Source organism: Crossiella sp. NPDC003009, from assembly GCF_053591555.1.
In genome coordinates this window covers 40,204-59,092 of the sequence record NZ_JBSFUA010000015.1, presented here as the reverse complement: position 1 = coordinate 59,092, position 18,889 = coordinate 40,204, and the positions used below count along the sequence as shown (strand labels likewise).

18 protein-coding genes are annotated in these 18,889 nt (G+C 71.8%); 10 read left to right on the top strand and 8 right to left on the bottom strand.

Annotated features, from left to right (window positions below):
• Positions 1–219: 219 nt before the first annotated feature.
• Together ACWDY5_RS18515 and ACWDY5_RS18510 are read right to left on the bottom strand one after the other, a co-directional pair.
• Positions 220–837 (bottom strand): TetR/AcrR family transcriptional regulator, encoded by a 618-nt coding sequence (locus ACWDY5_RS18515; RefSeq protein ID WP_449723402.1) that lies wholly within the window; start codon positions 835–837, stop codon positions 220–222.
• A 4-nt stretch (positions 838–841) separates the two neighbouring features.
• Positions 842–1,885 carry an agmatine deiminase family protein gene (locus ACWDY5_RS18510; protein ID WP_449723401.1) on the bottom strand — a complete coding sequence of 348 codons (1,044 nt, stop codon included), beginning with the start codon at positions 1,883–1,885 and terminating at the stop codon, positions 842–844.
• A 101-nt stretch (positions 1,886–1,986) separates the two neighbouring features.
• Between ACWDY5_RS18510 and ACWDY5_RS18505 the strand changes: the two genes are divergently transcribed.
• Positions 1,987–2,883: a universal stress protein gene (locus ACWDY5_RS18505; protein ID WP_449723400.1), complete on the top strand. Its 897-nt coding sequence runs from the start codon at positions 1,987–1,989 to the stop codon at positions 2,881–2,883.
• Positions 2,884–3,049: 166 nt separating this feature from the next.
• Here ACWDY5_RS18505 and ACWDY5_RS18500 read toward each other — a convergent pair whose 3' ends face one another.
• The 4 genes from ACWDY5_RS18500 to ACWDY5_RS18485 all read right to left on the bottom strand — a co-directional run bounded on the left by ACWDY5_RS18500 (position 3,050) and on the right by ACWDY5_RS18485 (position 8,585).
• Positions 3,050–4,333, bottom strand: coding sequence for a DNA polymerase IV (locus ACWDY5_RS18500; RefSeq protein WP_449723399.1), 1,284 nt, complete (start codon positions 4,331–4,333; stop codon positions 3,050–3,052).
• A 184-nt stretch (positions 4,334–4,517) separates the two neighbouring features.
• Positions 4,518–5,057 (bottom strand): hypothetical protein, encoded by a 540-nt coding sequence (locus tag ACWDY5_RS18495; RefSeq protein WP_449723398.1) that lies wholly within the window; start codon positions 5,055–5,057, stop codon positions 4,518–4,520.
• 858 nt (positions 5,058–5,915) lie between these two features.
• On the bottom strand, positions 5,916–7,052 hold the full coding sequence (locus tag ACWDY5_RS18490) for a methyltransferase domain-containing protein (protein WP_449723397.1): 1,137 nt from the start codon (positions 7,050–7,052) through the stop codon (positions 5,916–5,918).
• Between the two features lie 33 nt (positions 7,053–7,085).
• Positions 7,086–8,585 carry a diguanylate cyclase gene (locus ACWDY5_RS18485; protein ID WP_449723396.1) on the bottom strand — a complete coding sequence of 500 codons (1,500 nt, stop codon included), beginning with the start codon at positions 8,583–8,585 and terminating at the stop codon, positions 7,086–7,088.
• Positions 8,586–9,184: 599 nt separating this feature from the next.
• On the opposite strand from ACWDY5_RS18485, the gene ACWDY5_RS18480 reads away from it, so the two are divergent.
• The 5 genes from ACWDY5_RS18480 (at position 9,185) to ACWDY5_RS18460 (ending at position 14,770) form a co-directional block, all read left to right on the top strand.
• Positions 9,185–10,465 (top strand): FAD-dependent oxidoreductase, encoded by a 1,281-nt coding sequence (locus tag ACWDY5_RS18480; RefSeq protein ID WP_449723395.1) that lies wholly within the window; start codon positions 9,185–9,187, stop codon positions 10,463–10,465.
• Between the two features lie 30 nt (positions 10,466–10,495).
• Positions 10,496–11,302 (top strand): LytR/AlgR family response regulator transcription factor, encoded by an 807-nt coding sequence (locus ACWDY5_RS18475; protein ID WP_449723394.1) that lies wholly within the window; start codon positions 10,496–10,498, stop codon positions 11,300–11,302.
• Positions 11,303–11,472: 170 nt separating this feature from the next.
• Positions 11,473–11,856: a hypothetical protein gene (locus ACWDY5_RS18470; protein ID WP_252480791.1), complete on the top strand. Its 384-nt coding sequence runs from the start codon at positions 11,473–11,475 to the stop codon at positions 11,854–11,856.
• Complete coding sequence (locus ACWDY5_RS18465; RefSeq protein ID WP_449723393.1) at positions 11,853–13,565, top strand: sodium/solute symporter; 1,713 nt, start codon at positions 11,853–11,855, stop codon at positions 13,563–13,565. Before ACWDY5_RS18470 ends, ACWDY5_RS18465 begins: the two co-directional genes overlap by 4 nt.
• On the top strand, positions 13,562–14,770 hold the full coding sequence (locus tag ACWDY5_RS18460; protein WP_252480789.1) for a histidine kinase: 1,209 nt from the start codon (positions 13,562–13,564) through the stop codon (positions 14,768–14,770). The genes ACWDY5_RS18465 and ACWDY5_RS18460 overlap by 4 nt, the downstream gene beginning before the upstream one ends.
• On the opposite strand, the gene ACWDY5_RS18455 is transcribed toward ACWDY5_RS18460, so the two are convergent.
• Both ACWDY5_RS18455 and ACWDY5_RS18450 read right to left on the bottom strand, forming a co-directional pair.
• The gene (locus ACWDY5_RS18455) at positions 14,764–15,063 is read right to left on the bottom strand and encodes a hypothetical protein (RefSeq protein ID WP_449723392.1); all 300 of its coding nucleotides are present in this window, start codon (positions 15,061–15,063) and stop codon (positions 14,764–14,766) included. The two genes, ACWDY5_RS18460 and ACWDY5_RS18455, sit on opposite strands and share 7 nt — an antisense overlap.
• Positions 15,064–15,148: 85 nt before the next feature.
• Complete coding sequence (locus tag ACWDY5_RS18450; protein ID WP_449723391.1) at positions 15,149–15,868, bottom strand: class I SAM-dependent methyltransferase; 720 nt, start codon at positions 15,866–15,868, stop codon at positions 15,149–15,151.
• 81 nt (positions 15,869–15,949) lie between these two features.
• Between ACWDY5_RS18450 and ACWDY5_RS18445 the strand changes: the two genes are divergently transcribed.
• From ACWDY5_RS18445 to ACWDY5_RS18430, 4 genes are read left to right on the top strand one after another with little or no spacing between them, the layout of a single operon-like run.
• The gene (locus tag ACWDY5_RS18445) at positions 15,950–16,834 is read left to right on the top strand and encodes a ParA family protein (RefSeq protein ID WP_449723390.1); all 885 of its coding nucleotides are present in this window, start codon (positions 15,950–15,952) and stop codon (positions 16,832–16,834) included.
• On the top strand, positions 16,831–17,472 hold the full coding sequence (locus ACWDY5_RS18440) for a LysE family translocator (RefSeq protein WP_449723389.1): 642 nt from the start codon (positions 16,831–16,833) through the stop codon (positions 17,470–17,472). The genes ACWDY5_RS18445 and ACWDY5_RS18440 overlap by 4 nt, the downstream gene beginning before the upstream one ends.
• The gene (locus ACWDY5_RS18435; protein WP_449723388.1) at positions 17,473–18,303 is read left to right on the top strand and encodes a DNA-formamidopyrimidine glycosylase family protein; all 831 of its coding nucleotides are present in this window, start codon (positions 17,473–17,475) and stop codon (positions 18,301–18,303) included.
• The gene (locus ACWDY5_RS18430) at positions 18,300–18,881 is read left to right on the top strand and encodes a Uma2 family endonuclease (RefSeq protein WP_449723387.1); all 582 of its coding nucleotides are present in this window, start codon (positions 18,300–18,302) and stop codon (positions 18,879–18,881) included. The genes ACWDY5_RS18435 and ACWDY5_RS18430 overlap by 4 nt, the downstream gene beginning before the upstream one ends.
• The last annotated feature ends 8 nt before the right edge of the window (positions 18,882–18,889 follow it).

Below are 18,889 nucleotides of genomic sequence, written 5' to 3'. Positions count from 1 at the left end.
GTCCCCGGAGTCGAGACGGTGGTGTCTCAGACGTCATCCGCTCGGGGTAGTGGCCAAGGGTGACTGAACGCCGTTCAGGACGATGTTCCAGTGCGTTAACCCCACCCCGACGGACGAGCAGTTTGATCACGACGCCCTGGCCGGGCCACGGATCGCCACCACCGCCACCACGGCCCGCGGAACGCCCTGGTCATCACTGCCAGCCAGGTGATCCGTACGTCACACGGTCGGAGCAGTCCGCTCCGGTGCGATGCTCGGCCGCCGCCCCGGCAGGCATTCGGCCGACACCGCCGCCCGGACCGCCGCGTGCGCCTGCTCGGTGCTGAGCAGCTTGGCCAGCCAGCGTGAGCTGAGCCCCTCCACGAGCGCGGTGAACCGGACCGCCGCGGCCGCCGGATCGACCGTGGCCGAGATGCTGCCGTCCTCCTGTCCCTGCTCGATCAGCTCGGCGATGTACTTGCCCCACCGGAGCCCGGCGTTGCCCACGATCTCCCGCAACGCCTTGTCGAACACGGCCGCCGCCCGGAGCTCACCCCAGACCGCGGAGTTCTCCCGGACCCGGCGCTTGTCCTGGAACTCGCGCTGGAGGTTGTCGAGCAGCCGTTCGTACCCGTCGCCCTGGCTGGACTGGGTGTACTCCGCGGCACGCTCGTCGACGAACCGCATGGTCGCCGCCAGCAGGCCGCTCCGGCTCTTGAAGTAGTAGTAGATCAACGCGGTGGAGGCCCCGGCCTGCTGCGCCACCTCCTCCACGCGGAGGCCGCGGACGCCGGTGCGGGCGATCATCCGGCAGGTCGCTTCCAGCAGGGCCTGCCGTCGGTCGGGCGCTTCGCTCACGGGATCACATTGTCATGGCCGGCTCCTGCTGGGTCGCGCAGTGGATGCCACCGCCGTATTGGGCGATGGCGTCGATGTCGAGGTGGACGACCACACGACCAGGGTGCAGCTCGGCCAGCAGGCCGCGGGCATGGTCGTCGGCCCGCCTGTCACCAAAACTGGGGACGAACACCGCGCCGTTGGCCACGTAGTAGTTGAGGTAGCCGGCCAGGAAGTCGCCGGAGCCACGGATTCGGGACCGGTCCGGCGCCGGAAGCTCGACCACCTCCAGCGGGCGACCCCTCGCGTCGGTGGCGTGCTGGAGCGCCTTGAGCGCCTCGTCGCTGACGGCCGTCCACTCATCCGGTGCGGAGCCCCCGGCCGGACGGTCGAGCAGCACGACACCGGGAGCCGCGAACCGGGCCAGCGCGTCGACGTGGCAGTCGGTGATGTCCGCGCCGCGGACACCGGTCAGCCAGATGACCTTGTCGATGCCCAGCAGCTCGCCGAGCACGGCCTCGACATGTTCCTTGCCGCGACCCGGGTTGCGGTTGTCGTTGAGCAGCGAACTCTCGGTGGCCAGCAGGGTTCCCTCGCCGTCGACCTCGAGGGAGCCGCCCTCGGCCACGATCCCGGCCGCGAGCCGGGGCAGGCCGAGGTGGTCGAGTAATCGCCGGGCCACGCGGTGGTCGTCCTCGTGCGGGTGCTGCTTGTCGCCCCAGCCGTTGAACCCGAAGTCGACCCCGGCCACCACACCGGGCCTGCTGACGAAGGTCGGCCCGTGATCGCGCGTCCACAGGTCGTCCACCGGAATGGGCAGCACCTCGACCGCGCCACCGACCGCCCGCTGGGCCGCGTCCCGGTGCTCCGGGCGGGCGAGCAGGGCTACTGGCTCGTAGTCGGCGACGGCCCTGGCCAGCCGGGCCACCGTGTCGCGGACGGCGGGCAGGTCGGCTCGGTACAGCGAGGTGTGCACGGGCCAGGAGAGGTACGTGCGGGCATGCGGAACCCACTCGGCCGGCCTGCGCCATTCCGCGGCGGATGGACTGTTCTCGCTGTTCGGCGGCATGGAGACCACCTTGCCATCTACTGAAAATTCAGTCAAACTGGCTGGGAGCCGGCGTGCGCAGGCATCCTGTTTGCCGGTTGTCGAGAGGGGTAGTCAGGAATATGACGGCTGACCTGGAACCTGACGCACGGGTGGTCGCGGGGGTCGACGGCTCGCCTTCGGCGGCGGCCGCGGCCGAGTGGGCGGCCACCGAGGCCCGGCTGCGGAACCTGCCGCTCCGGTTGGTGTGGGCACACGAGGTCACCGCCCCCGGCTACGGCGTGGGCGCGCTGCCGGAGGGCGCGGTGGAGCAGGACTCGGTGCGGGAGTGGGCCGAGCAGTCCCTCGCCGAACTGGTGCGGCAGTGCCGCGCCGCCCACCCCGAGCTGGACGTGCACGGCGACTTCGTCCCCGGCGACCCGCTCGACGTGCTCGTCGAGCACAGCAAGAGCGCCGACCTGCTGGTGCTCGGCGCCGCGGGCCGATCGGCCGCCACCGGCATCCGGCTGGGGTCGATCGCCTCCAGCGTGGTCCGCGGCGTGGCCTGCCCGGTGGTCGTGCTGCGCGCCCCCGCCGACCCCGAGCAGGGCCCGGTGGTGGTCGGCGTGGACGGCTCGGACACCAGCGCGGCCGCCCTGGACTTCGCCTTCGACTTCGCCGCCCGGCACCACCGCCGGATCGTCGCCGTGCATACCTGGAGCGACCTGCCGCTTGACGCCTTCGGCCCGGTCCGCGCCTGGGACTTCGACCCGAAGATCATGCATCAGGAGGGCCAGGAGCTGCTCGCGCAGTGGCTCCTGCCGCTGCGGCGGGAGCGGCCGGACATCCCGGTCGAGGAGGTCGTGACCACCGAGAAGCCCGCGGACGCGCTACTGGAACGCGGCAAGGACGCCGCGCTGATCGTGGTCGGCAGCCACGGCAGGGGCGCGTTCCGGCGGCTGCTGCTCGGCTCGGTCAGCCACGCGGTCGTGCACTACGCGCACGGACCGGTTGCCGTGGTCCGCGCCCCGAAGTCCTGAACCTTCAGGCCGTGTCGTCACAGCCCCGTCTGCGGGAGTCGTGATCGGTTTGGTCACTGGCGGTGCGGCCGGGACACCCTCATACCGGGTGTATTCGGGCGTTCCGGCCGTGCTGCCAGCGGCCGAACCGGCGCGACTCCCGCGGGCGGGGCTGTGACGACACGGCCTAGTCCCTCGCCATCCGGGGCCTGGTCACATCGGCCCGCTGGGGCGCCGCGCCGAGCAGGGAAGCCGGTTTGATCGCCGCCCCGCCGAACTTGGCGCGGGCGGCGTCGGCGGCTTGGTCAGCCTCGCGCCAGCCGCGTTCGGGTTCGTCGAAGGTCAGCTGGTCGCCCGCGCCGCCGTGGTCGTCCAGCTGCTCCACCCGCACCCCGATCAGCCGGACCGGTCCTGGCGGGGTCTGCTCCTCCAGCAGTTGGCAGGCCAGGCGGTAGATCTCCTGGGTGACGTCGGTGGGCAACGGCAGCGTGCGGGCACGGGTGATCGTGCTGAAGTCGGCGAACCGCACCTTGATCGACACGGTCCGTCCGCGCAGTCCCCGGCTCCGCAGCGAGGCCGCCGTCCGCTCGGAGAGCCGGAGCAGCTCCCGGCGCAACACCGCGCGGTCGTGGTGGTCGACCTCGAAGGTCTCCTCGGCGCCGATCGACTTCTCCGGCGACTCGGGCACCACGGCGCGGGTGTCATGCCCGTTGGCCAGCGTGTGCAGGTGCTCGGCCTGGGCGTTGCCGACGATGCGGCGCAGCCGGGGCAGCGGGGTCTCCGCGAGGTCGGCCACGGTGTGCAGACCACGGTCGACCAGGCGTTCCTCGGTGCGCTTGCCGACGCCCCACAGCGCGGAGACCGGCAGCGGCCGCAGGAACGCCAGCACGTCCGTCTTGGGCACCACCAGCATGCCGTCGGGCTTGCACAGCCCGGAGGCGAGCTTGGCGACGAACTTGGTCGAGCCGACCCCGACCGAGCAGGTGATGCCGTGCTCGGCCTCCACCCTGGCCCGGATCTCCTCGCCAATGCGGCCGGGGGTCATCCGCAGCCTGCGCAGCGCGCCGCGCACGTCGAGGAACGCCTCGTCCAGGCTCAGCGGCTCCACCAGCGGGGTGAAGTCGCGGAAGATCGCCATCACCCCGGCTGAGACCGCCGTGTACAGGGTGAAGTTCGGCGGGATGAACACCGCCTTCGGGCACAGCGCCCTGGCCCGGCTGGTCGGCATCGCCGAGCGGACGCCGAAGGTGCGGGCCAGGTAGTTGGCCGAGGACACCACGCCACGGTTGCCGGTGCCACCGACCACGACCGGCACGTCCTTGAGCTCAGGCCGCTCCCTGATCTCGGCCGAGGCGTAGAAGGCGTCCATGTCCACATGCAGGATCGGACAGCCGGTGTCCTCCGGCCAGGCGCCGTCACGCGCCTTGTACTTGTCGACCAGACCGCGCGGCAGGTCCCCGCTCCGGCCCATCCGGCACCTCCCCACCTGCACCGATCCGGGTCTCGAACGGGCGTTCGAGGCGTGGCTCGAAGTCTAGACAGCCGGTCCGACATCGCCGCTCGGACTGACATGGGACAACACCAGGCAGTTGTGTCGATCGTTCCGGTGACTCCCGAAGCCGGGCGATGCCGAACCTGGCCTGCCCTGCTGAAGTTCAGGACCAAGACTCGCGTTGCCTGGCCCACCGCGTGATCTGACCATGCATATCAGTGACCTCGGCCGGCCTTTGCCCAGCACCGGCAGTGAGCCGAGGGCTGGGCCAGAACTGCACGAGAAAATGCTCCGTATCCTGGTTTGATTCATCACCGGACACGAGCCCGTCAGACCTGGTCCGGAATGCGCGAACCCAATAACGGCCAGGCAAGCTAAGTTCAAGTGGATCACCGGTGGGATACCCTGCGGTCACCCCAAACAACTCTATCGTCGCCGAGGTCAGTAGCACCTCCTCTTCGGTCTGGTCATCCCACATACCGTGCGGATGCGACGGCTCGGCGTCCCACGCCTCCAACCGAACTGTCGAGTACTGACCGCTGACCAACTTGCTGGTCAGCGCAATCGCATCGTCAACGCAATGCAGCAGACCAGGCTCGGCGAACGAGAATCGCGGGGGATCGACAAGCCCCCGCGACCAGATCTCAAAGAAGCCGTGCGATATTCCTATCGTTGCCTCGACGGACCCGTGCATCTTCGCCATGGTTGAACCATAACACTATCCAGCCCGCACATAGAAGGCATCAAGGTCTCCGTACAGAATTCGGTCGGCCGAATCTTCTTTCACCAAAACGGTAGAGCAGATGTGGAATGACGTCGGTGAAGACGCACGCCTTTGGGTTGAACCTAAGTAGTCGGCCGAGTCACACATCGGATGCCGTGCCGGGCACCGCAGGCAGGAACCGTGACTGCCCAGCGATGTCAACGGCTTGACCAGTGAAGGCCCAGAGATTGCGCAGCACCTTCTCCGGCCGCTGAGCAGACTGGGTCTCATCGGAGTTGATGACCCAGTCATGCCACTTTCCGTCTTTCCAGTCGCCGATCTGCTTGGCAACCCATTCGTTGCCGACTGAACAGCCGACAGTTCAGATAGGGTGCACCCGTCAGAGATAAGACACCCCCTGACAGGACCCTTAAATGGATCGGATTGAACTCCTGCGGCATGGCCTTGCATGCTCGCGATGAGCGCAGCTGCGCATACAGAAGCAACTACAGACATTCGTCGAATCGAAGATGATGTCATGCAGCGCCCACTTATTATGTTGTTGTTCCCCCGGCGCCGCTAACGCGCCCAGTTGGCACTGGTAACGAGTCACACAGATGGGCTACTCCGCCGAACGGACTATTTTCCAGCGAACGGGCAGAACCATCAGTCAAGCCTCATGGCAGTCCACCTCGGAGAACCACACGCCTTGTGCGGAGAAAGCGCGACAGGCTGCTCCCCAGCTAAGACGAGATGATCGAGATGTGTTCCTCGAACGTCGGGGCTGGTGACGCCGGTGCTGGGCGGAGTGGGTGCGATGGCCCACGGTGCTGGAGCAGACGGTGGCCGCCGCGGACGTCAGATCGGGTTCGACTCGCGGTCCAGCCACACCGTCTGGCCCTCGGGGGTGACGGTGACGCCGAAGCGGCGCGGCCCCGGCCGCCCCCGTGCCACCCACCAGCGGTGTGCCGCCTCGACCTCGGCCCACAGCGGGCGGGGGCCGGCCTCGCGCACCTCGACCGTGCCGTCCCGCACGTCGGCGATGGCCGCGGAGTCGCTGGCGGCGTGGTGGAGCAGGATCTCGTAGTCGTGTTCGCCGGTGTAGCTGATCTCGCAGCCGACCTCCGGCAGGCGCAGGCCGATGCCGAAGACGCCTTCGCCGAAGGCCACCTCGCCGGGGGGCACCGCGCTGCTGCGCGGGGCGCCGGTGTCGGCGAGCTCGGCGTGGCTGGTCGCGTCGCCGGTGAACAGGCGCTGGCCGCGCAGCTGCATGAAGGCCACGCCGCCGACCACCGGGCCCGCCGCGGTGCCGTCGGGGCGCACGGTCAGTTCCAGCAGCACGCCGTTGTCGAAGGCATTGCCCCACGGAGTGAGGATCATGCCGCCGGGGCGGGTCTGCTCGACCCAGGCGTACGGCAGACCGTCGCCGACCGCGGCGACTGTGGCGACCACGCGGTCGAACGGGGCCCGCTGCGGGCAGCCCAGGGTGCCGTCGGCGCAGGTCACGTACACCGGGTGGCCGGTGCGAGTCAGGTTGGCGGCGGCGATCTCGGCGAGCGTGGGGTCCAGTTCGACCGTGGTCACCTGGTGCGGGCCGACCAGTTCGGCCAGCAGGGCCGCGTTGTAGCCGGTGCCCGCGCCGATCTCCAGCACCCGCTGGCCGGGGATCAGCCGCAACCGGTCCAGCATGTCCACCACCAGGCGGGGCTGGGAGGCGCTGCTGGTGGCCACCCGGCCGACCTCCGGCCAGCGAGTCGCGCCGTCGTCGAACTGGGTCACCACCACGGTGTCGCCGTACACGCACTCCCGCCACAGCTCCGGGTCGGTCAGCAGGTCCACCGGCCGCGGCTGCCTGCCGCGCGGCGAGCACCACATCCGGCGCGGGATGAACCAGCCCCGGTCCACCCGGGCGAAGGCGCCCAGCACGGCCTCCCCTGCCCGGCAGACCGCGCGGATCTCGGCGGTGTGCTCGGCGTGGCTGGTCGGTCCCGGCACGGCGGACTCCCTGGCGTCGGCGGGGCGCCGGTGTCAGCGACGGGCGCCCTTGAGCTCCAGCATGGCGCGGTCGGCCTCGGCCAGCGCGGTGGGCAGCTCCGCGGGATGCGCCAGGTCCGCCCAGCCGATGGTCACCGAGATCGGGGTGCCCGCGACCAGCGCCTCCCAGTCCTCCTCGTCGACCGCGGCGGCCAGCCTGCCGCCGATCTCCACCGCCTCGGCCACGCTGGTCTCCGGCAGCAGCGCGACGAACTCGTCCCCACCGTAGCGGGCCACGAAGTCGCCGCGGCGCACCGTGCGGGACAGGATCGCCGCGACCCGTTCCAGCACCAGGTCGCCGGAGAGGTGGCCGTGCACGGTGTTGACCGTCTTGAAGCCGTCCAGGTCGATCACGCCGATGGCCGCGGTGCCGCGCTGCTCGGCGATCATCGCCAGCCGCTGCTCCAAGTGCCGCCGGTTGGGCAGGCCGGTGAGCGGGTCGGTGAGCGCCTCGGCGGCGTAGCGGCCGACCGCGCGGCGCAGGTCCTCGTGGTCCAGCCGGGCGCCGACGCCCTCGATGAACCGGTCGACCAGCCGGGACGGGTGCTCACCGGCCAGCTTGAACGCCTGCCGGTCGGCGGTGTGCGCGGCCCGGTGGTCTCCGGCCACGGCGTAGGCCAGCGCGCGCAGCCGGAACAGCTCGGCCGGGCCGAGGGTGTTGGCGACCAGGGTCATCGAGTCCAGCCTGGCCAGCGCGTCCAGCGGGCGGCCTGCCGCGATCGCGTCGCACACCTGGGCCAGCGCGCCGAGGTCGGCGGCCTCGTGACCCTCCAGCGACACCTCGGCCATGGTCAGCTGGACCGGTTCGCCGAGCGCGGTCAGCCGGGCGCTGGCGTAGCGGTAGAAGGGGTAGTCGGCCGGGCGCAGCTCGCTGCCCGGCTGGCACTGCCTGGCCAGCGACACCGCGGTGCGCAGCATGTCCCGCGCGCCCTGCTCGTCGCCGCGGTGGTCCAGCGACACCGCGCAGCGCAGCGGGATCTCCGGGGTCAGGTACTCCTCCGGCGGCAGCCCGGCCGCGGCCGCGGTGTTGCGGGCGCGCACCGAGGCCAGCATCGCCTGGTTGTGGAAACCGGCGATGGAGTAGGTGATCGCCAGGTCCGCCCACGCGTCGGCGGCGATGGTGTCCGCCCTGGTCACCAGCTCCATGGTGCGCGAGCCGCGGACCAGGTGCCGGACGCAGCGGTCCACCGAGCCCTCGGTCAGCGCGACGTAGGCGGCCAGCGCGTACAGCTCGCCCATCAGCGCCGGGTCGCCGCTGGCCAGCACCACGTCGAAGGCCTGGTCGGCCACGGAGACGGCCTCCAGCCGGTGGCCGTCCATCATCAGGCAGCCCAGCTTCATCAGCAGCGAGCGGCCGACGATCGCGGGCTCCTCGGCGCGGGCGATCACCGCGTCGGCCAGCGCGAGGGCCTCGCTCAGCGCGCCTTCCCTGATCAGCTCGCGCATCCGGTCCGGCGCGGCCGCGTCGGACGAGGTGACCGCGTCTGCCGACATGTCACGCCTCCTCACCCGCACCGGTCTCAGCTGTGCCGATCCTGCCACGTGCGGTCCACTGTGGTGAGTGACCGGGAAACATCGTTGCCCGCCGGAAGCCACCGCCCGCTTCCGGCACTGAGGCAGGACGCGGGCGGCGGCAGGCGGTCCGCTCCCCCTCCCGTACGGGCCACGGGGCCGCGGCGGCTCGGCCGGATCGATGGGAGAACACCGGCGGCGCCAGCGGGGCGGGGAGCGGATTTCGCACGATAGCGGCTGGAATGACATGTTCCCGCGAGCGCGCCGCCAATGAGCCAAAGCGCCGATGAATGGCCTGAATTTCCCGATGAACGGTCACTCTCGCCGTTCATCGGTCCCATCCACAGATAGTTGAAAGTGAATCGACCTTCGCGGGAGTTGACCTTACTCCACCTGGACCCACCTGCGGCGACGCTCGGCTTCCGCCCGGATTTCCCACCTCGCGAGGACTGCGGTGGAACCGCAATTCCCATCCGACTCACCCGATCGGGTGTGGAACTGGAAAGCGGGCAGACGCTTCCGTCATGCTGACCGCGGAGTCATTCTTCTCCGGCCACCGCGCGAACCCACCGAGGGAACTCATGCCCGCAGACTTCGAGCACGCGCGTTCGGTCGCCGTGCTCGGCGCCGGCGCCAGCGGGCTGGCCGCCGCACGCGAGCTGACCAGGGCCGGGCACCGGGTGACCGTGCTGGAGGCCAGGCACTCGGTGGCCGGGCAGTGCGCCGCGGCAGAGATCGACGGCCGGGCGCACGACCTCGGCGGCCACGGCTACTCCCCCGGCCACCACCGGCTGGCCGCACTGGCCGACGAACTGGGCCTGAGCAGCACCGACACCGGCCCACCACTGGTGTTCGACCCCGCGACCGGCCGGAGTCGCCCCCGATCGCCCGATCCGCTGCGCCGCGAGACCCTGGCCCGCTACCGGCGGATCCGCGCCGAGCAGTTCCCGCGCATCGCCGAACCCGGGCTGGCGCACTCCGCCCGCGCGCTGGCCGTGCCCGCCCGGCGCTGGCTGGCCGAGTACCGGCTCACCGCGCTCGCCGAGGTCTTCGGCCCCGGCTACACCGCGGCGGGCTATGGCCACCTCGACCTGGACCTGCCCGCGCTCTACCTCATCAAGTACGCCGAGCTCACCGGCCTGACCCCCGGCTCGGAGTCGGTGCGCACCATCGACGGCGGCTTCGGCGCGCTGTGGCAGCGGGTGGCCGCTGAGCTGCCGGAGGTCCGCCGCGGTGTCCGGGTCGAGCGCATCACCCGCGGTCCGGACGGCGTGCGGATCACCGTGGACGGCGCGCCGCTGCTGGTCGACGACCTGGTGCTCACCGTGCCGCTGCCGGAGGTGCTGCCGGTGCTGGACGCCACCGAGGAGGAACGCGCGCTGGCCGCGCGGATTCGCCACCTCGACCTCTACACCACCCTGGGCAGCATCACCGGCCTGCCCGAGGGCGCGCACACCCTCATCCGGCCGCACCTGGGCGACTCGGCCAGCACCGGCCGCTGCGTGTCCTTCCACCGCCGCCACCCGGACCGGGACGTGTTGGCCTGCCACGCCTACGGCCGCGCCGGCCTGGACGGACCGGCGGTGGCCGACCTGCTGCGCACCGATGTCAGCGCCTGGGGCGGACACCTGCACCGGCTGCACCTGCAGCGCCGCTGGCGGTTCATGCCGCACTTCGGCTCCACCGACCTGGCCGCGGGCGCGCTGGACCGGCTGGAGGCCCTGCAAGGTCAGCGGCGCACCTACCACCTGGGCGGGCTATCCGCCTTCGAGCTGGTCGAATGCGTGCTCGGTTACGCCCAGGACCTGATCCGGCGGCATTTCGTCAACAGCGGTCACGAACTCCTGGCCACCGGCTACTGATCGTTTGATCAGGTCGATACAGTACCGAAGATGCTACGTGTGCTGGCGGTCGACGATGAGGCTCCGCTGCTGGAGGAGCTGCTGCACATGCTGCGCGCCGACGCCCGCATCGAGCAGGCCGACGGCGCCGAGGGCGCGATGGAGGCGTTGCGCCGGATCGACCAGGTGGCCAAGGAGGGCGAGACCCTCGACGCGGTGTTCCTGGACATCCACATGCCCGGCCTGGACGGCCTGGAGCTGGCCAGGCTGCTGACTCGGTTCAGCACCCCGCCGCTGGTTGTGTTCGTCACCGCCTACGAGGACTTCGCGGTCGAGGCCTTCGAGCTCAAGGCCGTGGACTACGTGCTCAAGCCGATCCGCGCCGCCCGGCTGGCCGAGGCGGTGCGCCGGGTCGCCGAGCGGGTCCGGGCCGAACGCGCCGAGCCCGTCGTGGTCGGGCCACCGGCCACGACCGGCGCCGCGCACCCGGTCGCGCAGGAGCCGCCGGATGAGGTCATCCCGGTCGAGCTGGGCGGCCTGACCCGGTTCGTCCGGCTGGCCGACGTGCACTACGCGCAGGCCTGCGGGGACTACGCGCGACTGCACACCGGGCAGGAGACGCACCTGATCCGCGCCTCGCTCGGCCAGCTGGAGGAGCGCTGGCGGGCCGCCGGGTTCGTCCGGGTGCACCGCAGCCACCTGGTGTCGCTGCGGTTCGTCGACGAGCTGCGACTGGACACCGGGCAGCTCAGCGTGCGGGTCGGCGCCCAGGTGCTGCCGGTGAGCCGGCGGCACGCGCGCGAGCTGCGCGACCTGCTGGTGCGACAGGCCCGGCCCGATCGGCAGCCGCCGAGGTGAACGGCCGCCGATCGGAGGGCTCCCTCGATCCGTTTGGCCTTGATATCGACGAACCCTAGACTCGGCCGTGACCTGGGTCACGTTCACCGGGCTTCCGGCCCGGCATCATCCACCCGGGTCAGCGCCGTGACCGCCTGACCACGCTCCGCGACCACGGGGAGAACCTCGACGTGACCGAGCCGCGCCAGCCACCCCGGCGGGTGGTGGTCACCGGCCCGCGCACCAGGTCGGCCCGGCCGCGCCGGGCCGCCAGGATCGGGCGGGAGGACAAGGCCACCCTGGACGAGGTGTCGCTGCGCGCGCTCATCCGCAGCCAGCTGCGTGCCGGGATCGCGGTCTGCCTGGCCGTCGGCCTGCCGCTCGGCCTGCTGCCGGTGCTGTTCGAGCTGGTCCCGGCCAGCCGCGCGGCCGAGCTGTTCGGTGTGCGGGTGCCGTGGTTGATCCTGGGCGGCGGGGTCTACCCGGTGCTGCTGCTCATCGGCTGGCTGTACGTGCGCGGCGCGGAGCGCATCGAGCGCGACTACCAGGAGTTCGTGGAGGACCCCTCGACGTGAACGCGCTCTCCGGCCTGATCGCGGTCGGCGTGGTGACCGTGGCGACCATCCTCATCGGCGCCTACGGACTGCGCGTCTCGCGCACCACCTCCGACTACTACGTCGCCTCGCGCACCGTCGGCCCGTGGTGGAACGCCTCGGCGATCAGCGGCGAGTACCTGTCCGCGGCCAGCTTCCTCGGCGTGGCCGGGCTGATCCTCAGCTTCGGCGTGGACATGCTGTGGTTCCCGGTCGGCTACACCGCGGGCTACCTGATCATGCTCGCGCTGGTGGCCGCGCCGCTGCGCCGGTCCGGGGCGTACACACTGCCCGACTTCGCGGAGAACCGGCTGGAGTCGGTGGCGGTGCGCCGGGTGGCCAGCCTGCTGGTGGTGGGCATCGGCTGGCTGTACCTGCTGCCGCAGCTGCAGGGCGCGGGGCTGACGCTGAACACGCTGACCAACGCGCCGGTGTGGGTGGGCGGCGTGGTGGTGGCGGTGGTGGTCACGCTGAACCTGGCCTCCGGCGGCATGCGCAGCATCACCTTCGTGCAAGCCTTCCACTACTGGCTCAAGCTCACCGCGATCGCGGTCCCGGCGATCCTGCTGATCATGGTGTGGCAGCGCGATGGCGCGCCGCTGCTGGACGCGGACCGGCCGGCCACCTTCAGCGAGCAGACCACGGTCACCATCCGCACGCCGGTGCGGGTGCAGAACGCCGAGGCGGTGCGGGTCACCGTGCACGGGCGGCTGGACGGCGCCAGCCATGAGGGCGCCGAGGTGGAGCTGACCGTGGGCGCACACGAGCTCGGCCAGGACACCAGGGTGGTGTTCCCGGCCGGCGCCGCGGTGCCGCACCTGGACTCCGCGCGGGTGCTCACCGGCGACCAGTGGGCCAGCCCGCTCTCCGGCGGGCGCGAGGAGTACCCGCTCTACGTCACCTATTCGCTGATCGTGGCCACCTTCCTGGGCACCATGGGCCTGCCGCACGTGCTGGTCCGGTTCTACACCAACCCCACCGGCCGGGCCGCCAGGCGAACAACCCTGGTGGTGCTCGGACTGCTCGGCGTGTTCTACCTGTTCCCGCTGGTCTTCGGCACGCTCGGCCGGCTGTACGCGCCGGAGCTGCTGATGACCGGCGCCACTGACGCGCTGGTGCTGGTGCTGCCGAAGCGGCTCATCCCCGGGTTCGCCGGGGAGCTGCTGGGCGCGCTGGTGGCCGGGGGCGCGTTCGCGGCGTTCCTGTCCACCTCCTCCGGACTGGCCATGTCGGTGGCCGGGGTGCTCTCCCAGGACGTCTTCCGCAAGCGCGGACTGCGCGGGTTCCGGTTGTCCGCGGTGCTGGCCACCGTGGTGCCGGTGGGGCTCGCGCTGATCGGCACCGACCTGCCGATCGCCAGCTCGGTCGGCCTGGCCTTCGCGGTGGCCGCCTCCTCGTTCTGCCCGCTGCTGGTGCTGGGCATCTGGTGGCGCGGGCTCACCTCGGCGGGCGCGGTCGCGGGGCTGGTCACCGGCGGCGGGCTGACCTTGCTGGCGGTGCTGGTCACCATCTCCGGGGAGCTGCGCGCGGGCTGGTTCACCACGCTGCTGAGCTGGCCGGCGGCCTGGTCGGTGCCGCTGGCCTTCGCGGTGATGATCGTGGTCTCGCTGCTGACCAAGGACCGGGTGCCGCGTTCGGTGAACGCGACCATGGCCCGGCTGCACGCCCCGGAAGGAACCACCGGCCGATGACCCGCACCTCCGCGCTGTTCGTGCTCCTGCTGCTGCTCACCGTGCTCACCGTGGCGTTACTGGTGATCGTGCGGCGCTCGCGCGCCAACCGGGACTTCGGCACGCCCACCGACCGGGCCACCTTCGAGACCCTGCACGCCGCCTCGCTGGCCGCGCCGCCGCTGCGCGCCGGGCTGACCGCCGAGGCCGCGCGCAAGGCGATCCGGCGGCTGCGCGACCTGCTCGGCACACCCGCGCTCTGCCTGACCGACCAGGAGTCGGTGCTCGCCTGGTCAGGGGAGTGCGAGACGCACGTGGCCAGCGCGCTCACCCAGGCCGCGGAGACGCTGCGCTCCGGGCGGGTGCAGGTCAGCTCGGCCCGCTGCGCCGACTCGCGCTGCCCGCTGCGGCACGCGGTCATCGCGCCGCTGGTGGTGGACGAGCACGTGCTGGGCACGCTGATCGCCTACAGCGACGCCAGCCCGCCGATCCTGGTGCGGGCCACCAAGGAGGTGGCGAACTGGGTGTCCGCGCAGCTGGAGCTGGCCGAGCTGGACCGCTCGCGGACCAGGCTGGTGGAGGCGGAGATGCAGGCGCTGCGCGCGCAGATCTCGCCGCACTTCATCTACAACTCGCTGGCCACCATCGCCGCGTTCGTGCGCACCGACCCGGAACGCGCCCGCGAGCTGCTGCTGGACTTCGCCGACTTCACCCGGCACTCCTTCCGCAAGCACGGCGAGTTCACCACCCTGGCCGACGAGCTGCGCGCCATCCACCAGTACCTGACGCTGGCGATCGCGCGCAGCGGCGACAAGCTCGCGGTGACCTTCCAGGTCGCGCCCGAGGTGCTGCCGGTGGCGGTGCCGTTCCTGTGCCTGCAACCGCTGGTCGAGAACGCGGTGCAGCACGGGCTCTCCGGCCGGGACATGAGCGGCCGGGTGACCATCCTGGCCAGGGACGCCGGGGCCGAGGCGGAGATCTTGATCGAGGACGACGGCGCGGGCATGGACCCGGAGACCCTGCGCGGCATCCTGGCCGGTGAGGGTGCGCCGTCGGAGGGCATCGGCATGGCCAACGTGGACGAGCGGCTCCGGCAGGTCTACGGCGACGACTACGGGCTGGTGGTGGAGACCGCGGTCGGCGCGGGCACCAAGGTCAGGGTGCGGGTGCCGAAGTACCGGGCGGGCGTGCACGTGACCCCGCCCGCGGTGCACACGCCCTACTGAACCGGGTGCGATTCGCGAAGAAGATCGTGAACCGGTTCACGATGCTTGCGCCCGCGTCCGGCGCCGCCGACATCCGCGATCACGACGCCAACGATCACAGCGCCAACGATCGCCGCCCCGGTGATCGCGGCGTCGGTGATCGCAGCACCCACGATCGCCGCCCTGACGATCGTGACGTCAACGATCGTGACCCCGGCGACCGCGACACCAGCGAACGCGACCCGAACGATCGTGACGCCGACGATCGCCGCCCCGGTGATCGCGACTCGGACGATCGCAACAGCCGTGATCACGAAGCACCACCGGCCTCCGCGAAACACGGTTCTCTAGGCAACCGTGTTTTCCGCGCGCACCGCGCTCAGCGCCGTCCGACCGAACTCAACGCCGCCCGACCGCGTGCAGCCGGGTCGCCAGGTCCCGCAGCGGCGGACGTCCCGCGGCCGCCAGCTCCAGCTCGGCCAGCGCCTCCGCCGCACCCGGCGTCGCGTCCAGCACCGCCCCCGGCACCAGGTCGGCGAGCACGCCGTCGCCCTGCAGCACCTCGACCGCGAGGCCGGCCCCGGCGAGCAGCTCGCCGAGGCTGTCCGCGTCGAAGCGGCGCTGCAGCTGGTCCGCGGGCCCGACCCGGCCGTCCGGGTCGTCCAGCAGCCGCCGTGCCTCGGTCAGCCGCCCGGCCAGCGCCCGCCCGACCAGCGCCGCGTACCGGTTGGCCACCAGCACCGAGACCACCCCGCCCGGCACCGCCGCCGCGGCCAGCGCGGCCATCGCCGCGGTCACGTCGTCCACGTGCTCCAGCAGTCCGTGCCCGAGCACCAGGTCCGCCCCGCCGGGCTCGACCACGTCGCCGAGGAAGTCCACATCGCCCTGCACCGAGGCCACCCGGTCGGCCACCCCGGCCTCCTGCGCGCGGCGCTGCAGGGTGGCCAGCGCGTTGGGGCTGGGCTCGACCACCGTGACCAGGCACCCGGCCGCGGCCAGCGGCACCGCCCACACTCCGCTGCCACCGCCGACATCCAGCACACGGGGCGCGCTGACCCCTCGGTCCCGGACCGCGGCCAGCTCGGCCTCCAGCACACGGTGCACGGCGTCGGATCGCATAGCCGCACCCTAATCGGCCTGGCACAGGAGTCCCGAAACGGGCTACAAGACCTTGATTCGACAAACCCGTAGGCTGCACCCGTGCATACGGTCGCGGTGTTGAGCCTCAAGGGTGGGGTCGGCAAGACGACGGTGGTGCTGGGGCTCGCCTCAGCAGCGATGCGGCGCGGGGTGCGCACCCTGGTGATCGATCTTGATCCCCAGTGCAACGCCACCTCGGCGCTGGAGCCGGAGGAGACCGAGTCCTCCCTCGTCGACGTCCTGAAGAATCCCACCAAGTCGGCCGTGCGGTCCGCGATCGCCCCCAGCGCCTGGGGCGAGGAGGTCGACGTCCTGGTCGGCGCCGAGGAAGCGGAGCTGATCAACCAGCCCAACCCGACCCTGGCCCAGCTGAACCGGCTGGGCGCGGTGCTGGACCGGGTGCAGGAGCTGATGGCCGAGGACGAGCTGCCCTACCAGCTGGTGCTGCTGGACTGCCCGCCCTCGCTTGGTCAGCTGACCCGATCCGCGCTGGTGGCCGCCGACCGCGCGATGCTGGTCACCGAGCCGACCATCTTCGCCGTCTCCGGGGTGCAGCGCGCCTTCGAGGCGGTGCAGAACGAGCGCGAGGAGAACAACCCCGAACTGCAGCCGCTGGGCGTGGTGGTCAACCGGGTGCGGCCTCGCTCGCACGAGCACCAGTTCCGCATCGAGGAGCTGCGCGAGATCTTCGGCCCGCTGGTCATGCCGGTGTCCCTGCCGGACCGGCTGGCCGTGCAGCAGGCGCAGGGCGCGTGCATGCCGATCCACCAGTGGGGCACCCCCGGCGCCCGCGAGGTCGCGCTCGCCTTCAACCTCCTGCTGGCCAGGGTGCTGCGCTCGGCGCGCAGCGCGAACGCCCGCGCCCGTCGCGAACTGGACGCCGAGATCGCCGAGGGCGAGGAGCTAGCCGCCGGTCGTGAGCTGGTGGAGCAGGACGCCGAATGAGCGGCGAGATCCTCCTGGCCTACTGCGTGGCCGCGCTGGTCCTGGTGGTCACCCCCGGCCTGGACACCATGCTGATCCTGCGCTCGGTGCTCGTCGGCGGCCGCCGCACCGGCCTGGCCACCGGCCTGGGCATCACCCTGGGCTGCCTGGTCTGGGGCGCGGCGAGCATCGCGGGCATCACCGCGCTGCTGCGCGCCTCGGAGCTCGGCTACAACCTGCTGCGCCTGGCGGGCGCGGTCTACCTGGTGTGGCTCGGCGGGTCCGCGCTGTGGCGCTCCTGGCGGGACCGCCACCTGGGCCAGGACACCGAGGTCGAACCGCCCCCGGCACCCGTGGCGGGTGGCTGGCGGGCGCTGCGCTCCGGTCTGCTGACCAACCTGCTCAACCCCAAGGTCGGCGTGTTCTACCTGAGCCTGCTGCCCCAGTTCCTGCCCGCGACCGGGCCGAACACCGGCTGGGCCGCGCTGCTCGTGCTCATCCACGTCGGCCTGGGTTTCCTCTGGCAGTTCGTGCTGGTCGGCGTCGCCGGCAGCGCCCGCCGCTGGCTGACCAAACGCCGGGTGCGCACCTGGCTGGACCGGCTGACCGCGACCATCCTGCTCGGCCTCGGCCTGCGGCTGGCGTTGCAGGGACCGTAGGTGCCCGAGGGCGACACGGTCTTCCTGGCCGCCCAGCGCCTCGACGAGGCCCTGCGCGGTCAGGTGCTCACTCGCGGCGAGCTGCGGCACCCGGACTTCGCCGCGGCCGACCTGGGCGGCCGCACGGTGCTCTCGGTGCGTTCGGCAGGCAAGCACCTGCTGTTCCGCTTCGATGACAAGACCACGCTGCACACCCACTTCCGGATGGACGGCAGCTGGCACCTCTACCGCCCCGGCGAGCGCTGGCGCGGCCCCGCGCACCAGGTCCGCGCGCTGCTGACCACCCAGGATCGGGTCGCCGTCGGCTTCCGCCTGCACGACCTGGCCCTGGTGCCCACCGCCGAGGAGCACACCCTCATCGGCCACCTGGGCCCGGACCTGCTGTCCCCGGACTGGGACCAGGCGATGGAGGACGAGGCAGTGCGCCGCCTGACCGCCGACCCGGCCCGCGAGCTGGGCACGGCGCTGCTGGACCAGCGGGTGCTGGCCGGGGTCGGCAACCTGTACAAGGCCGAGGTCTGCTTCCTGCTCGGCGTCTCCCCGTGGTCACCGGTGGGCGCGGTCGACGCGCGGGCCGCGGTCCGGCTGTGCCGCCGCCTGCTCTTCCGCAACCGGCTGCGTCCCGAGCAGTCCACCACCGGCAGGCTCGGCGCGGCCGGCCACTGGGTGTTCGAGCGGGGGCGGGCCGGCTGCCTGCGCTGCGGTGGGCCGGTGCGGGTCGGTGAGCAGGAGAGTTACGGGATGCCCAGGGTCACGTACCACTGTCCCCGCTGCCAGCCTGATGCCACACTGGAGGCAGTCGACCCCGAGCTGGAGGGAGGGAGCCCGTGAGTGTCGCCTTCGTCCGGCATGTCGGTCCGTGGACCATCGAGGACATCGAGGCCCTGCCCGACAGCGGCAACCACACTCGCTACGAGCTGCTCACCCCTGGAGTCCTCACGGTGAGCCCAGCCCCGGGCACCCGCCACCAGCGCGCCTCCCGCGCCTTGGCGAACCTGTTGGAGCGGGCCGCCAGGCAGGCGGGCGCGGACGTGGAGATCCTCGAAGCGGTCAACGTGGTCATCCCCGGCGGGCGGCTGGCCGTGCCGGACATCGTGGTGGTCAACGGCGACTACGCCGACACCGACCCGGCCCGCTATCCCGCGACCGAGGTCCGCGCCGTGGTCGAGATCGTCAGCCCGTCCACGCACCCGCAGGACCGGATCATCAAACCGCAGCTCTACGCCGAGGCCAGCATCCCGGTCTACTGGCGGCTGGAGCTGGAGCGCACCCCGCACCTGATCACCTCGGAACTGCGCCGCGGCCAGTACACGCACACCCTGACCGCGCCGGCGGGCACCGAGACGACGATCTCGCGCCCGTTCCCGCTCACCCTGGATCCGGCCGAACTGGTTCTGCGCGGACGCTGACCGCGGCC

Coding starts and splice junctions, on each gene's coding strand:
- ACWDY5_RS18510 (WP_449723401.1), bottom strand. CDS start 1,885: ATGCCGCCGAACAGCGAGAACAGTCCATCCGCCGCGGAATGGCGCAGG.
- ACWDY5_RS18505 (WP_449723400.1), top strand. CDS start 1,987: ATGACGGCTGACCTGGAACCTGACGCACGGGTGGTCGCGGGGGTCGAC.
- ACWDY5_RS18500 (WP_449723399.1), bottom strand. CDS start 4,333: ATGGGCCGGAGCGGGGACCTGCCGCGCGGTCTGGTCGACAAGTACAAG.
- ACWDY5_RS18495 (WP_449723398.1), bottom strand. CDS start 5,057: ATGGCGAAGATGCACGGGTCCGTCGAGGCAACGATAGGAATATCGCAC.
- ACWDY5_RS18485 (WP_449723396.1), bottom strand. CDS start 8,585: ATGTCGGCAGACGCGGTCACCTCGTCCGACGCGGCCGCGCCGGACCGG.
- ACWDY5_RS18480 (WP_449723395.1), top strand. CDS start 9,185: ATGCCCGCAGACTTCGAGCACGCGCGTTCGGTCGCCGTGCTCGGCGCC.
- ACWDY5_RS18475 (WP_449723394.1), top strand. CDS start 10,496: ATGCTACGTGTGCTGGCGGTCGACGATGAGGCTCCGCTGCTGGAGGAG.
- ACWDY5_RS18460 (WP_252480789.1), top strand. CDS start 13,562: ATGACCCGCACCTCCGCGCTGTTCGTGCTCCTGCTGCTGCTCACCGTG.
- ACWDY5_RS18450 (WP_449723391.1), bottom strand. CDS start 15,868: ATGCGATCCGACGCCGTGCACCGTGTGCTGGAGGCCGAGCTGGCCGCG.
- ACWDY5_RS18440 (WP_449723389.1), top strand. CDS start 16,831: ATGAGCGGCGAGATCCTCCTGGCCTACTGCGTGGCCGCGCTGGTCCTG.